This window comes from Paraburkholderia sp. EB58 (genome assembly GCF_050436665.1).
Classification (GTDB): domain Bacteria; phylum Pseudomonadota; class Gammaproteobacteria; order Burkholderiales; family Burkholderiaceae; genus Paraburkholderia.
Genome location: NZ_JBNDMQ010000016.1, coordinates 87,611 through 101,658, shown reverse-complemented (window position 1 = coordinate 101,658; position 14,048 = coordinate 87,611). Strand labels below are relative to the sequence as shown.

The following is a 14,048-nucleotide window of genomic DNA, read 5'->3' as shown; positions in this document are numbered from 1 at the left end:
GGAGCGTCCCGCAGATGGCCGACACGACGACCCCACCCGCGCCCCCGCCTTCCGGTCACGCCGCGTCTCCCGCTGCGCCTGTGCAACCGGGCACACAGCCTCTCGCGCGGCCGCTGACGGTGGGCCGCATTGCGCGCGGCAGTGAGGAGGCCGAACGTCTGCGGCGGATCTGGGAGGCCCGGCCGGGCTGGCGCGGCTGGTTTTCTACGGTCGATCACAAAACCATTGGCCTGCGTTATCTGGTGACAGCGTTCATCTTTCTGCTGGCGGGCGGCGTCGAGGCGCTGATCATGCGCGTGCAGCTCGCGCGTCCCAATGCCACGCTGCTTACACCCGAGCAGTACAACCAGTTGTTCACAATGCACGGCGTGACGATGATTTTCCTTTACGCGCTGCCGGTTCTGTCGGGCTTTTCAAATTACCTTTGGCCGTTGATCCTCGGCGCGCGTGACATGGCTTTTCCGCGCCTGAATGCGCTGTCCTATTGGGTGTTCGTGTTCGCCGGGCTGTTCCTGTATGCCAGTTTTCCGCTTGGCGAGGCGCCGGATGCGGGCTGGTTCAACTACGCTCCCCTGTCGGGACTCGAGTATGACAATGGGCCCAATATCGACGTCTACGCTCTCGGCATGGTGCTGCTTGGCATCTCGACGACTGTGGGCTCGATCAACTTCGTCGTTACCCTGCTGCGCATGCGGGCGCCGGGGATGTCGCTCGATCGTGTGCCGGTGCTGGTGTGGGGCACGCTGACGGCCTCGGGCGCCAATCTGCTGGCGGTGCCCTCAGTGAGCCTCGCATTCTTTCTGTTGTGGCTCGACCGCCGCGTCGGCACACATTTCTTCGATGTGCTGAACGGCGGCCGGCCGCTCCTGTGGCAGCATCTGTTCTGGATCTTCGCCCATCCTTGGGTCTATGCGGTCGTGTTGCCGGCCATGGGCATTGTCTCGGACGCGCTACCGGTGTTTTGCCGCCGTCCGCTCGTGGGTTACCTGCCGGTAGCGCTGTCGACGGTCGCGACCATGATGGTTGGTTTCGTGGTGTGGATTCACCATATGTTCGCCACCGGTATCCCGGCGCTCGCGCTGTCGTTCTTCGGCGCGGCCAGCATGGTGATTGCGGTGCCCAGCGCGGTCGCCACGTTCGCGTGGATCGCCACCATCTGGACAGGCCGGCCGGTGTTTCGCGTGCCGTTCCTGTTTTTCGCAGGCTTCGTGTTCCTGTTCGTGGTGGGCGGGGTATCGGGGGTGATGACGGCGGCAGTGCCGCTCGACTGGCAACTCACGGATACCTACTTCGTGGTCGCCCATCTGCACTACGTCCTGCTTGGCATCAATGTGTTTCCGGTGATCGGCGGCATCTACTTCTGGTTCCCGAAGTTTACCGGCCGGATGATGAGTGAGCGGATCGGGCGCATCGGTTTCTGGATGATGTTCGTCGGCTTTAATGTGGCCTTTTTTCCCATGCATATTGCCGGGTTGCTAGGCATGCCGCGGCGTATGTACACGTATCCGGCGGATATGGGCTGGAACACGGTCAACCTGGTGACCTCGATCGGTTCGTTCATTTTTGCTTTCGGTATGCTGATTTTTCTCGCAGACCTGCTTTATAGCCTAAAACGCGGCCCGCTCGCAGGCGACAATCCATGGGACGCCCCGACCCTTGAATGGTCAGTGTCGTCGCCGCCGCCGCCGTACAACTTCGCGGTGCTGCCGCACGTCGGCAGCCGGCATCCGCTGTGGGAAGGGCGCCTTGACGACGAAGGCGGGGGCGAGGGTGGGGGACGAGCCGAGCGGATCCGCTCGAGGCTAGATGAAGGGTTCCTGCTCGGCGAAGGCCGCGAAGCGCTCGGCACGACGCCGCTCGAAGCACGGCCGGATGTGATCCTGAAGATGCCTGAGGATTCCTTTACACCTTTCTGGCTCGGCCTGTTCGCGACGCTGCTGTTCGCCGGGCTGTTGCTGCACGCCGTGCTGTTCACAGTTGCCATGCTGCTTGGCTGCGCGGTCTCGATCATCGTCTGGCTATGGCCCGAGCGCAAGCTGATCCAGCGCGAGCCGCAAACCGTGCGCGACAGGGGAGATTGACATGAGGGATGCATTCCAGCAGCAAGGTCCCGTGCTTCCCGTCGGGAGTGCGGGAGAGCGCTCGGGCGGATGGTGGGGGTGTCTCGCGCTGATCGTCACCGAAGGCTCGCTGTTCGGCTATCTGATCTTTACATACCTGTATCTCGCCGCGCAGGAAGGACAGAACTGGCCGCCTGAAGGGCTGCCGAAGCTCGGTCTCGGGGTCCTGAACACCGCCATTCTGTTGTCGAGCAGCGGCTTCGTATGGTTCTGCGAACGCTGCGTGCGGCGCAGGCGCTTGGGCTGGGGCGCAGCGTCGATGGCCGTGGCGGTGGTGCTCGGCATCGCCTTTGTCGGCATCCAGTTGCGCGAGTGGCATAACCATTCCTACGGACTGACCGCGCAACTGTACAGCTCGCTCTACTTCACGATCACCGGCTTTCACATGATGCACGTGGTGGTGGGCATCGTCGTGCTGGCGCTGTTGCTGCTATGGACCGCGCTTGGCTATTTCGACGAGAGGCGTTGCGTTGCGCTGACGATCGGTGGCCTGTATTGGCACTTTGTCGATGTGGTGTGGCTCTTCATCTTCACCACCGTGTATCTGACGCCGTATTTTCTGCGGTCCGGGTCATGAACGCGCCACGCTTCACGAGACTGCAGATGTTGACCGGAATGCTGGTCGCGCCATTTGCATGGCTTGTGCAAATGGGTGTTACCGAAGCGCTTGCCGCGCAAAGCTGCTTTCCGCATGATCACCCGTTGCCGGCGCCGGCGCTGCGGGGGCTGGACGGCGTCATTCTGGTGGTCAATCTGGTTTGCCTGTTGCTGGGTTGCGTCGGCAGCGTGGTGGCGTGGCGTAATTTCACGCGGCTGCACCGCGCTCGTGTGGCCAGACGCGACGGTACGGACGGTACGGACGGCATCGACGGCGAGAGGCTCGGCCTGGACTGGAGCCTCGCATGCGTCGGCGTCATGAGCAGCACGTTGTTCCTGTTCGCGCTGATCGCCACCGATAGCGCGGTGCTAATCGTTTCGCCTTGCACCCGGTGGTGAAGATGGCCACCCTCTATACGCTGATTTCGGCTCTACGGCGGATGCTGACCTGGCGCTGCGGCGTCTGGAAAGCCATGCTGTTTGCCGGTATGGCAGTGACGGGGCTCATGATGGGGGCCTACGGCGTTTCAGAAACCGTCGATGCGACACCAACCGCAGCCGGTGCTAGTGTTGGTGCCGCAGCCGCAGCCGCAGCCGCAGCCGCAGCCGCAGCAGGTGCTGGTGCCGGAGTAGCAGCCGGATCTGGAGCCGATCCAAACGCCACGTTAATCACACGTGGCGCCTACCTTGCGAAGGCTGCCGATTGCGCCGGCTGCCACACGGCTGCCCCTGTGCCGACGCAACCCGGCGCCGCGCCGAAACTCACCGTGCCGTTCGCCGGCGGCCTCGGCATGAGCTCCCCGTTCGGCACGATCTATTCGTCGAACATCACGCCCGACCCGGTCAACGGCATCGGCCGCTACACCTATGACGACTTTGCCCGGGCCTTGCGCGAAGGCATCGCACCCGGGGGCAAACGGCTGTATCCGGCCATGCCGTTTCCTTCGTTCGCGAAGATAAGCGACGACGACCTGCACGCGCTTTACGCCTACTTTATGCATGGCGTGAAGCCAGCGGCGGTGCCGGCTCCCGAGACCCATCTGCCGTTTCCATTCAGCCAGCGCTGGGCGCTGATGTTCTGGGACTGGGCTTTCGTACCGGGCGGGCGCTACAAGCCTGAGCCCGCCCACGACGCTCAGTGGAACCGCGGGGCCTATCTGGTGCAGTCGCTCGGCCATTGCGGCGCGTGCCACACGCCACGCGGGCCGGTCTACGAGGAGCGTGGCTATGACGGCGACGCGCATCTCTACCTGACGGGCGGTACCAATGATCACTGGTTCGCGCCCAATCTGACCGGCGACCCCGGTTCGGGTCTGGGACGGATCAGCGCGCCCGAACTGGCTGCGTTTCTTAAGCACGGCCATGGCGCGGGACTCGTGACTTTCGGCAGCATGGTTCAGGTGGTCGAGGACAGCGCGCAATACTTGAGCGACGACGATCTGGCGGCGATTGCGGCGTATCTCAAAAGCCTGCCGGCCCGTGAGCCGGCCGGGCACTACGATGGGCAGTCGCGCGCCGCGCTGCAAACCGTGCAGGCGCTGAAGACTGGCGACGTGGAACGGCCGGGCGCGGGCATCTTTCTGAGCTATTGCGCGCGCTGTCATCAGCAGGACGGCAACGGCGTTGCACAGAAATATCCGCGACTCGCGGGCAATCCGGCGGTGCTTGGGGCGCAGACTACGTCGCTCGTGCGGCTGCTGGTTGAGGGCGGCGGCAGTCCGAAAACCGAGGACGGCCCACCGCCGCGTAAGATGCCCGAGTTCGCGGGAAAACTGACCGATGCGGAAATGGCCGCGGTACTCACGTTCATTCGCAACACGTGGGGGAATGCTGCGCCACCTGTCACCACGCGAGACGTTAGCGGCGTCAGGAGTGCTATTCACAAGTAAGGCGTTTGGATTGACTGCTGGCGGATCAAGGTCAATTCGCATATCGCGACGGCGCAGTAGCCGTTCGACTCACGAGCGCTTGCGGCCTGCAGCCCGATGCGCGATTTCACCGGCCCGTCGCAGCGCGCCAACGATATCCGCGTACACGCGCTCGCGCGTATCGGCGTCAGGCGCACGTAGCCCGTACGATGGATGCCAGGTGGCCACCACCACGCGGCCGTCATGCTCGATCGTTTTGCCGAGCGCATCCTGCAAACGAACATTCTTGTCCTCGAGAAGCGCCTTCAATGCCGTAGCACCCAACGCGACCAGCACGTGCGGTTTGACCGTTTCCAGTTCCCGCGTGAGCCAGTAATGACAAGCGTCGATCTCCCGCTGCACGGGCGTCTTGTGCATGCGCCGTTTGCCGCGTGGCGTCCATTTGAAATGCTTGAGCGCGTTGGTCACGTAGACATCCTTACGAGCGACACCCGCCTCCTGTAGCGCCGAATCGAGCAACTGCCCGGCGGCCCCGACGAATGGCTTACCTTGTAAGTCCTCCTGATCACCGGGCTGTTCGCCGACCATCATGATGGGTGCGTGCCTGGGTCCGGCGCCGCCTACGGGCTGCGTGGCGTCGTGCCACAGCCTGCAACGGCGGCACGCATCGAGCGTGGCGGGTTCCTGAAGGGGGATGACCTCGGGCTTTCCCTTGTCGTCGTTGTCCCTTTCAGGTGGATGGATCTTGCTTGCATTCATGAGGTTGCACCTGGAGGCACTATTCGGCGCGCCTAGCAACCGGCCGCTTCGGCCAGATGAGGCGCAGTTTCACCGCGCCGTGTGTATAGTTTGGAGCGTGCGTCTCTGAGCGCTGTTCGCAAGCCCTCCTCAATGACCGGATGGTAGAACGGCAACGCCAGTACTTCGTCGACGCACAAGCGCAACTGCACTGCCCACGCCAGCAGATGGCCGAGATGCTCGGCCTGTGGTCCGCAGAGCTGCGCGCCCAGCACGCGTCCTGTCGAGGCCTCTGCATACACGCGTAGTGCGCCGTGGGCCTGACCCTCGATGCGGCTGCGGCCCTGGTCTTCAAAGGAGACAAACCCGGCGACGACGCTTTTTTCATCAGCGTTTTCAATCGGCGTCCCGACCATTGCCACCTGTGGCTGACAAAACACCACGGAAAATGGCACTTTTCTTTCCGCGTGTTTGACGTCGGGAAAACGCGCGGCATTGTTGCCGGCGAGCTGGCCTTCGTCGGTGGCATCCTGAAGCCAGGGGCGCGTGCCGTCGCAGTCGCCCGCTATGAAGACGCTGTTTGTGCCGCATTGCATCGAGGCGGGATCGAAGTGCGGCGTGCCATGCTCGTCCAGCGCGATGCCGGCGCGCTCCAGCATCAGCGGTTTGAGGGCAGGCTGCCGCCCTGTCGCGACCAGCACGGCATCGAACTGTTCGCGGCGGGGCAGGCCGTCGATGGCGCGAAACGCGATGGTGGGCACGCCTTGTTCGAGCGACATCTCATGGATGGTGGCGTCCGGATCAAAATAGAACTCGCTCGCGAGGCTTTTCGTGAGGGCGTCACGGACGCTCTTATCCGCGATGCCTGCCACCTTGCCGCCGCGACCGAATACGCAGACTTTGACGCCCAGTCGCGAGAGGCCCTGCGCCAGTTCGAGCGCGAGCGGTCCGGCGCCGAAGACGGCGAGCCGTTCCGGCAGCGTCTCGAGCTCGAAGATGTCGTCGCTCGTAAGCAGACGCTCGCCGAACACCTTGAATTCGGATGGCACGTTCGACACGGCGCCGGTGGCGATGACGACGCTGCGTGTGTTCAGCCGCCATGCGTCATCGATGATCAGCCAATGGCTCTCGGCACCGCTGGTCTCGAAACGGGCGCGCCCGCGCACCACGCATTCCGGCGGAAACGAGGCGACCTCCTTGAGTACCGAGGCGACGAAGTGGTCGCGTTCGCGCCGCACGAATTGCATGAGCAGCCTGCCGTCGACCTGCAGCGCCGCAATTCCGCCTACGCCGCGTGGCTTCAGTTGCCGTGCATCGTGTACGCCGTTCGCGACAGCCAGCAGCAGCTTTGAAGGCATGCAGCCCACACGTGCGCAAGTCGTGCCGAACGCTCCCGCTTCGATGAGCACCGCGTGCGCGCCGGCCTGCGTGGCGGCGTGCCACGCGGCTATACCCGCGGTGCCCGCGCCGATCACCGCGACATCCACTTGCTGTGTTTTCATCCAGGGACCTCGTGCCGGACTTCTTGCCTTTAGCGTCAAGCAACGAATGTTCCTGGCGCCACTGCTCGCGGGGCCCTGCGGGCCGCGCCTTCGCAACGCGGCGCGAGGGTGCTGCACGGAATGGGAGCGTTCACGATAGCCGTAGTCGGAGGCGGCCGCCCTGAGAATGAAATGTGTGCCGTTGTAATCTTCTTCTCGACGTTGACCATGCCGGACTAGCACGGACGCTATGCCGACGTCCACTTAGACGATACCGTTCAGCCTTCCTCCCGCGCGATGCGCAAGGATGTACCGCAATTTATCCAGCGAGAGCGGCTTTGTCAGGTGATAGTCGAAACCGGCAGCCAAAGCTCTCGACTTGTCGGATTCAGACGCATAGCCCGTGAGTGCGACGAGCAGGACGCCGTCAAGCGCCCGGTCCAGACGAACCGCACTCGCAACCTCGAAGCCATCCATCACCGGCATCCCAACATCAATGATTGCGACCTGAGGTCGCTTTTCAGACATCAGTCGTATTGCATCGGGTCCGTTATCCGACGCCATCACTTCATGACCCTCAAGCTCAAGAAGTACGCTGAGCGCTTGAAGCGCATCCGGGTTGTCGTCAACCAGCAGTAGATGCGCCGGTCCTGCCGCCGCGACGGGCTCCTCCGGGCGGGTAGTGTCGACGTCCGCCTTGGTCCGAAGTATCGGCAACCGTAGTGTTATAAGCGTTCCCCGGCCACGGCCTTCGCTGTTGAGCGAAATTGTTCCACCGTGAAGCTCAACCATCCGCTTTGCCACGGCGAGTCCGATTCCCAGACCTCCTTCAGAACGCGCTTTGCCACGGGCGGACTGCGCGAATAAATCAAAGACGTGCGGTTGGACCTCGCTATCGATGCCCATACCGTTGTCGCGGATGCCAATCACGACGACCCCCGATGACCCGTTGCCGGTGTCACATGGTTCGACGCTCACGTTAAGCTCGATGGTACCCCCGACGGGCGTGTATTTCGCCGAGTTTGAAAGGAGATTGCCTAACACCTGGCTCAGGCGAACATGGTCGGCATGCACATAAAGGGGTTCGTCCAGCCCGCTGATTTTTAGCGTGTGTCTTCGAGATTGGACGTGATGTGTAATCGCGGTTACGGCATCAAATGCGATGTCGTTCAGCGACGTATCGCTATGTCTGATAGCAAGCTTGCCATGCTTCAGGCGGGCAGCGTCGAGCAGGTCGTCCACCAGCGTTCGCAGGTGCCTCATTTGCCGTTGCGCGATGTTCAGCACATCGGCAGCCCGCTCGTTGTCAGTGCAAAGGCGTTTTGCGGCACTAATGGCGCCGTCGATGGGCGCCATTGGGTTTCTCAGTTCATGCCCGAGCATCGCGATAAATTCGCTATGCCGGCGATCGCTTGCTTCGCTGCTATCTCGCGCATTCACTACTGTCAAAGCAGAACCGGCGAAGATGGCGAGATTTGAGAGCAGTCTGACGTCTTCCTGGTCAAATTTGCAGTTTTCCGTATGCGACATCACCCATATCGCCCCAAGTGCGCCACTATCGGCCGGGATTGGAACAACAATACCTTCTGGTACGTCAATTCCTGGAAATGCAAGGCACGCGAACTGTGTTTGAGGCTTGATGAAGAGTTGCGGCGCTCCTGATTCAAGGGTCACGCCGCATGGACATTCGTCATACGCGGTCGTCTTGCCGCGCAGCCCAGCGCAAAGACCGGAAACCGCAAGCCATCGAAATACCCGACTCTCGGGAGGCCCCTCGACAAGGCTGATTCCCGCGCTGCCCGAGCGACAGAGTGCCAGGGCCGTGTCCGCAATTGCCTGCAGAAATTCGGGGCGCGGCCCAGCCTGAACGCGAGCGAGAGCCACTAGCGCACAGTTCTCAGCCGCGTAGTCTGCGGGCCGGGGCGTCCGACGGGCCAACTCATCGGGTTGACCGGGTGCGCATTTGCTTTCCATGGCAGATGGAGCGACAGAAAAATGTATAGATATCCTGAAGGCTGGAATGCCGAGGTGCTCCGATACCGATTTTCACATTACGAGTGGAGTCGGGCAAAGTCAACCGGCGTCCCTGAACTAGGCGTATTTAGCCGTGCAGGTCCACCCAGGCCAGCTCCGCCATGGGATGACCATCCTTCTGATCATTCGACCGTCCATCGCTGGATGCACTTGCGGTAGCGGGCTGATCGCTGGCGTCACCCGCCGAACAGATTGTGACGAATCTGCTGGAGGTGACCGGTCAGCAGCTCGCACGCCAGTTCCGCATCCCGGTCACGCAACGCCTCGACGATTGCACGATGCTGGCGTTCGTAGTCGCCACGACGCTCCGGGGTCAACGACTTGCGCTTAAGACGTCCCCATTCACCCTGCTCGCGCACTTCGTTGGTCAGTTCAAGTACACGCAAAAAGAAGCTGTTGTGCGTCGCCAGGGCGAATGTCTTATGCAGTTCGCCATCCCAACGTTCGAACTCTTCAATACTCTGTGCGGCTTCCGAGCGCTCCAGACATTCGACCATGCGCGTGAAATCCGCGGCCGTGGCGTAACGAACGATGAGCCCCGGCATCAACGGCTCGATCAGCAAACGCGCTTCCATCAACTCGGCCGGACTGGTCTGAACGACCTCCCGCTTCTCGACGGGCGTCGTGGTTATCTCGGGCGCGCTCCAGCCGGGCAGCACGAAGGTTCCACTTCCCACCGCCTGAGTAATCAGTCCGCGTCCTTTGAGATCCGCGAGGACGCGCCGTACTGCGCCGCGCGACGCACCGAACTCCTCGCTCAGCTCGCGCTCCGCGGGCAATTTCACACCCTGGCGTAATGCCCCGCTCCGGATGCCGTCTTCGAGGTAGCTGGCGAGCGCGCGTGCGCCCTCCGCTCTCACTGGAAGTTTGGGTCTGTCCACGTCGCCCATGTTATTTCCTTGCTCATCTAACAGCCATTTTATGTACCAATTGGTATCTTTATTTGGTTAACCCTGATTGGTTCTGGTCGCATTTGGTCCTACAGTGGCAGAAACTCTCACCAACTGGACTAGATTAAGGGTTCGACATGAAATTGGCAAATTTGCAGCTGGGGAGCGTGAAAACCGTTGCTGTGGTTGACGCCGAGGCCGGGCAGTACTGGCCTGTGGCGGAACTGAGCGAAGGATTTGACGGCGACATGATCCAATTGGTACATGATTACTCAACGATCAGCGCTGCGCTACGTCCGCGCGGCACGGGCAAACCGTTGACGGACGCAACGGTATTTGCGCCAATCGACCAGCCGCGCCGCAACATCTTCTGCGTGGGCAAGAACTACCACGACCACGCTGAAGAGTTCAGCAAATCGGGCTTCGACAAGAGCGCGCAGGCCGGTGAGCACATACCCGAAGCACCGGTTGTCTTCACGAAACCGGCGTCTGCGGTAATCGGCCCAGGCGCAATGATTCCGCGTCATGCTGATGTGACCCAGCAGCTCGATTACGAAGCGGAGATCGGCGTCGTGATCGGCAAGGCCGGGCGTGGCATCACCAAGGCGGACGCACTGAAGCACGTGTTCGGTTACACGATCATCAACGACGTGACCGCGCGCGATCTGCAGAAGCTGCATCGGCAATGGTTCCTCGGCAAGTCGCTCGACGGCTTTTGTCCGATGGGTCCGTATCTGGTCACCGCCGACGAATTCGACGCCGCCAATATCGACATACGCTGCTGGGTCAATGGCGAACTGCGTCAGGAATCGAACTCGAAACGGTTGATTTTCGACATCCCCACGCTGATCGAAACCCTATCAGCCGGCATTGAACTGCAGCCGGGCGACGTGATTGCGACCGGGACGCCGGCGGGCGTCGGTATCGGCTTCAATCCTCCCAAATTCCTGCAAAGCGGCGACGTGGTGCGGATCGAAATTCCGCGCATCGGCGTCCTTGAAAACGAGGTGGCGTAAATGGCAACAACTGAAGTTCAAGGTCTCATTATCGAAACGGAAGGCGACGGCGCGCCCGTCGTGTGCATTCACGGTCTCGGCGGATCGTCGAATAACTGGACACCCGTACTCGCGGCGTTCGAAGGCAAGAAGGTGATCCGCATCGACCTACCCGGCAGTGCCCGTTCGCCGTTGCCGTCGCAGCGGCTGTCCATCGATGTCTATGTGAACGCGATCGTGTCCGCCCTACGTGAATTGAAAATCGAACGCGCGGATGTTGTCGCGCACTCGATGGGTACGATCGTTGCGCAGCATCTGGCAGTTCGTCATCCTGAACTTGTGAAGAGCCTGGCGCTGTTCGGCCCCTTACTGGCCCCGCCCGACGCCGGCCGCGACGGCATCCGTCAGCGTGCAGCCATCGCACGCGGAAAGGGTGTAGCCGGCCTGCAGGAGATTGCCGATGCCATCGTCAAAGGCGCCACCAGCGACGAGACCAAAGCGCAGCGGCCCGTCGCCGTTGCACTTGTGCGCGAGAGCGTGATGCGCCAGTCGCCCGAAGGCTACGCGCAGAGCTGCGAAGCGCTGGCCGGCGCGCAGGCGGCGGAAGTCGACAACATCAAGGTCCCGACGCTGCTCATCACCGGCGACCAGGACGGCGTCGGCAAGCCCGAGGCGGTCAAGGCGATGGGCGAGCGGATCGCCGGCGCCAAAGTGGTCGTGCTAAGCGGCTGTGGACACTGGACGACCTTTGAAAAGCCGGCGGAGTCGAAGACGGAGTTGCAGACGTTTTACCAGTCATTGCGCTGATGCGTTGCACCAGCGCAACCAGACCGGCCGCATCGTCGATGCGGCTTTAGCGAAGCAAAACCCTGGGGGCGAGATGCGCGCAGTCGCAATCCGCCCATCTGGAGGAGACAAATGAGCTCGGTCGTATTCACCAACGTGACGATTTTCGATGGCAGCGGCGCGGCGCCTTTCAAAGGCGAAGTCCTCGTAGACGGACAACGGATTGTGCGCGTCGGCCGGGAAGGTGCGCCTATCAGCGCGCCGCAGGCGCAATGTATCGACGGCAAAGGCGCGTTTCTGATGCCCGGTATGACGGAAGCACATACGCATTTTTCATGGAATGACCAACCGTCCCTGACGGCCATCCAGTTCATGCCGCCCGAGGAACACATGCTGTGGTGCGTGCGCGTCGCGAAGCGTTACCTCGAAATGGGCTGGACGTCGGCACTGGGTGCCGCGGCAGCCAAGCCGCGCCTGGATGTGGTGTTGCGCAATGCGGTGGATGCCGGCGAATTTCCTGGCCCTCGCTATCTCGCGGGCAGTCAGGAGATCACCATACTGGGCGGCCTCGCCGACAACACGCTCCCGCATATGCCGTTCAGGGAGCTGAACTTCGGAGCGGTAGTAAGCGGCCCCGAAGAAATGCGCGCAATGACACGGATGTTCATCAAATACGGTGTCGATCATCTGAAGATCAATCTGTCCGGCGAATACATTGCAGGTCTTTCCGCCGAGTCGTCGCCGTTCTCCGAAGAGGAGATCGCGATGCTATCTGCTGAAGCAAAGCGCGCCGGCAAGCGCGTCGCAGCGCATGCACGGTCGGCCGAATCGGTCAAGCAGTGCGTGCGACACGGGCTGGAGCTTGTCTTTCACGCAAGCTTCGCCGACGAAGAAGCGCTCGACATGCTCGAAGCCAATAAGGAGAAGCACTTCGTTGCGCCAGGCATCGGCTGGCTGATCAGCACGCTGTATCACGCGGAACCGTGGGGCATCAGCGAAGCCACCGCAACGAAGATGGGCTACAAGCGCGAACTCGAAACCGCCGCTGAAACGCTGCAGAAAATGCACAAACGCGGCATCCGCATTTTGCCAGGCGGCGATTACGGTTTTGCCTGGATGCCTCACGGCACCAATGCGCGTGACCTGGAATACTTCGTGAAGTATATCGGCATGACGCCGACGGAAGTCCTTCTTTCGGCGACCAAACTAGGCGGCGAGCTGATGATGCGGCCCGACGAACTCGGGCAGATCCGCGAAGGTTATCTGGCAGACATTTTGCTGGTAGACGGCAATCCGCTCAACGACCTCGCCATACTGCAAGATCCGAAGAAGATCACGCTGGTGATGAAGGACGGCGAAATCTTCAGGACTTCGCACGACCTGTTGCCACCGCGCGGCGAGGTCCATGCCGGCACGAAGCTGCCGGCCGACGCCGGCGTTGAGCGCGCTGTCCACAGCACCACGCATTGATTCGCGCGCTGTTCACCTAAAACTACATCAGGAGACACCATGAAACCGGGCACCCTGCTCGCCGCACTCGCGGCGAGCCTCGTGTGCGCGTCGGCCTTTGCCGCCGCGCCAGATATCGGACTGTCGAACGGTTACTTCGGCACCGAATGGCGCAATCAGATGGTCGATGGGGCCAAGGAACAATTTGAAAGCTACAAGACGAAAGGCATTGTGAGCAACCTGGTGGTCCAGCAGTCGGGCGCGAACACCGGCCAGCAGATCCAGGACATGCGCAACATGATCCGCCAGAAAGTGGGCGCAATCATGGTCGACGCCAACTCGGCCACCGCGCTAAACGGTGTCATCTCCGAAGCCGAACGCAGCAAGATTCCAGTGGTCTCGTTCGATCAGGCGGTCTCCAACAAATATGCGGTGAACGTCACCGTCGACCACTACAAATGGGGTCAACGGTACGCCGAATGGATCGCGCAGCAATTGCACGGTAAGGGCAACGTGGTCGTGCTGGATGGCATTCCTGGCCATCCCGCTGCGGAGGCACGCAAGAAAGCGGCCCTCGATACGTTTGCGAAGTATCCCGGCATCAAGGTGGTCTGGTCGGGCTATGGCGAGTGGGACGAAGCCAAGGCGCAAGCGGTGATGGCCACCGTGATCGCGGCGCAACCGCAGATCGATGCTGTTTTCACAGAGGACGCGATGGCCCTCGGTGTATTGCGCGCGTTTGAGAATGCGAACCGGCGCGTCGCCATTATGACCGGTGAGGCGCAAAAGGGCTTCCTCGAAGAATGGAAGAAACAGCGCGACGCGGGCAACCCGATGCAGGTGTTCGTCCAGGTGAATCCGCCGGATATCAGCCGCACGGCGCTGGGCATTGCCGTGCGTCTTGCGCAGGGCCATAAGCTGAAGCCCCTGCCTGAAAACACCTATTACTTTCCGATCACCAAAACCGTCACGTCCGACACGCTCGACTCGACGCTGGCCTCGATGAACGGCAAGCCAGACAGCTACTTTCTCGGCCAATGGTTGAGCGAGCCGCAACTCGACGCGCTCTTCACCCCGTGACGGAGCGACT

General features: G+C 61.7%; 12 protein-coding genes. 8 read left to right on the top strand and 4 right to left on the bottom strand.

Annotated elements, in window-relative coordinates; genetic code table 11:
* The first annotated feature begins 14 nt into the window (after window positions 1–14).
* The 4 genes from ctaD to P3T40_RS23225 all read left to right on the top strand — a co-directional run bounded on the left by ctaD (window position 15) and on the right by P3T40_RS23225 (window position 4,606).
* Window positions 15–2,081, top strand: a complete 2,067-nt coding sequence (gene ctaD / locus P3T40_RS23240; protein WP_429270054.1) for a cytochrome c oxidase subunit I — start codon at window positions 15–17, stop codon at window positions 2,079–2,081.
* Between the two features lies 1 nt (window position 2,082).
* Window positions 2,083–2,697 (top strand): cytochrome c oxidase subunit 3, encoded by a 615-nt coding sequence (locus P3T40_RS23235; protein WP_429270053.1) that lies wholly within the window; start codon window positions 2,083–2,085, stop codon window positions 2,695–2,697.
* Window positions 2,698–2,723: 26 nt separating this feature from the next.
* Window positions 2,724–3,116, top strand: a complete 393-nt coding sequence (locus P3T40_RS23230) for a hypothetical protein (RefSeq protein ID WP_429270052.1) — start codon at window positions 2,724–2,726, stop codon at window positions 3,114–3,116.
* Window positions 3,117–3,223: 107 nt separating this feature from the next.
* Window positions 3,224–4,606 carry a c-type cytochrome gene (locus P3T40_RS23225; RefSeq protein ID WP_429270137.1) on the top strand — a complete coding sequence of 461 codons (1,383 nt, stop codon included), beginning with the start codon at window positions 3,224–3,226 and terminating at the stop codon, window positions 4,604–4,606.
* A gap of 69 nt (window positions 4,607–4,675) precedes the next feature.
* Here P3T40_RS23225 and P3T40_RS23220 read toward each other — a convergent pair whose 3' ends face one another.
* From P3T40_RS23220 to P3T40_RS23205, 4 genes are all read right to left on the bottom strand, one after another.
* Complete coding sequence (locus tag P3T40_RS23220) at window positions 4,676–5,344, bottom strand: UdgX family uracil-DNA binding protein (RefSeq protein ID WP_429270051.1); 669 nt, start codon at window positions 5,342–5,344, stop codon at window positions 4,676–4,678.
* A gap of 32 nt (window positions 5,345–5,376) precedes the next feature.
* Window positions 5,377–6,825, bottom strand: a complete 1,449-nt coding sequence (locus P3T40_RS23215; RefSeq protein WP_429270050.1) for a dihydrolipoyl dehydrogenase — start codon at window positions 6,823–6,825, stop codon at window positions 5,377–5,379.
* A 243-nt stretch (window positions 6,826–7,068) separates the two neighbouring features.
* On the bottom strand, window positions 7,069–8,778 hold the full coding sequence (locus P3T40_RS23210) for a hybrid sensor histidine kinase/response regulator (RefSeq protein ID WP_429270049.1): 1,710 nt from the start codon (window positions 8,776–8,778) through the stop codon (window positions 7,069–7,071).
* Between the two features lie 236 nt (window positions 8,779–9,014).
* Entirely contained in the window at window positions 9,015–9,728 is a 714-nt protein-coding gene (locus P3T40_RS23205; RefSeq protein ID WP_429270048.1) for a FadR/GntR family transcriptional regulator, read from the bottom strand.
* A gap of 137 nt (window positions 9,729–9,865) precedes the next feature.
* Here P3T40_RS23205 and P3T40_RS23200 point away from each other — a divergent pair, with 137 nt between their 5' ends.
* The 4 genes from P3T40_RS23200 to P3T40_RS23185 all read left to right on the top strand — a co-directional run bounded on the left by P3T40_RS23200 (window position 9,866) and on the right by P3T40_RS23185 (window position 14,038).
* Window positions 9,866–10,744 carry a fumarylacetoacetate hydrolase family protein gene (locus tag P3T40_RS23200; RefSeq protein ID WP_429270047.1) on the top strand — a complete coding sequence of 293 codons (879 nt, stop codon included), beginning with the start codon at window positions 9,866–9,868 and terminating at the stop codon, window positions 10,742–10,744.
* Window positions 10,745–11,530 (top strand): alpha/beta fold hydrolase, encoded by a 786-nt coding sequence (locus tag P3T40_RS23195; protein ID WP_429270046.1) that lies wholly within the window; start codon window positions 10,745–10,747, stop codon window positions 11,528–11,530.
* Window positions 11,531–11,641: 111 nt separating this feature from the next.
* A complete protein-coding gene (locus tag P3T40_RS23190; protein ID WP_429270045.1) occupies window positions 11,642–12,979 on the top strand; it encodes an amidohydrolase family protein in 1,338 nt (445 codons plus the stop codon).
* A 39-nt stretch (window positions 12,980–13,018) separates the two neighbouring features.
* Window positions 13,019–14,038 carry an ABC transporter substrate-binding protein gene (locus tag P3T40_RS23185; protein WP_429270044.1) on the top strand — a complete coding sequence of 340 codons (1,020 nt, stop codon included), beginning with the start codon at window positions 13,019–13,021 and terminating at the stop codon, window positions 14,036–14,038.
* Window positions 14,039–14,048 lie beyond the last annotated feature (10 nt).

Coding starts and splice junctions, on each gene's coding strand:
- P3T40_RS23225 (WP_429270137.1), top strand. CDS start 3,224: ATGATGGGGGCCTACGGCGTTTCAGAAACCGTCGATGCGACACCAACC.
- P3T40_RS23185 (WP_429270044.1), top strand. CDS start 13,019: ATGAAACCGGGCACCCTGCTCGCCGCACTCGCGGCGAGCCTCGTGTGC.
- P3T40_RS23205 (WP_429270048.1), bottom strand. CDS start 9,728: ATGGGCGACGTGGACAGACCCAAACTTCCAGTGAGAGCGGAGGGCGCA.
- P3T40_RS23220 (WP_429270051.1), bottom strand. CDS start 5,344: ATGAATGCAAGCAAGATCCATCCACCTGAAAGGGACAACGACGACAAG.
- P3T40_RS23215 (WP_429270050.1), bottom strand. CDS start 6,825: ATGAAAACACAGCAAGTGGATGTCGCGGTGATCGGCGCGGGCACCGCG.
- P3T40_RS23230 (WP_429270052.1), top strand. CDS start 2,724: ATGTTGACCGGAATGCTGGTCGCGCCATTTGCATGGCTTGTGCAAATG.
- P3T40_RS23190 (WP_429270045.1), top strand. CDS start 11,642: ATGAGCTCGGTCGTATTCACCAACGTGACGATTTTCGATGGCAGCGGC.
- P3T40_RS23195 (WP_429270046.1), top strand. CDS start 10,745: ATGGCAACAACTGAAGTTCAAGGTCTCATTATCGAAACGGAAGGCGAC.
- ctaD (WP_429270054.1), top strand. CDS start 15: ATGGCCGACACGACGACCCCACCCGCGCCCCCGCCTTCCGGTCACGCC.
- P3T40_RS23210 (WP_429270049.1), bottom strand. CDS start 8,778: ATGGAAAGCAAATGCGCACCCGGTCAACCCGATGAGTTGGCCCGTCGG.
- P3T40_RS23235 (WP_429270053.1), top strand. CDS start 2,083: ATGAGGGATGCATTCCAGCAGCAAGGTCCCGTGCTTCCCGTCGGGAGT.
- P3T40_RS23200 (WP_429270047.1), top strand. CDS start 9,866: ATGAAATTGGCAAATTTGCAGCTGGGGAGCGTGAAAACCGTTGCTGTG.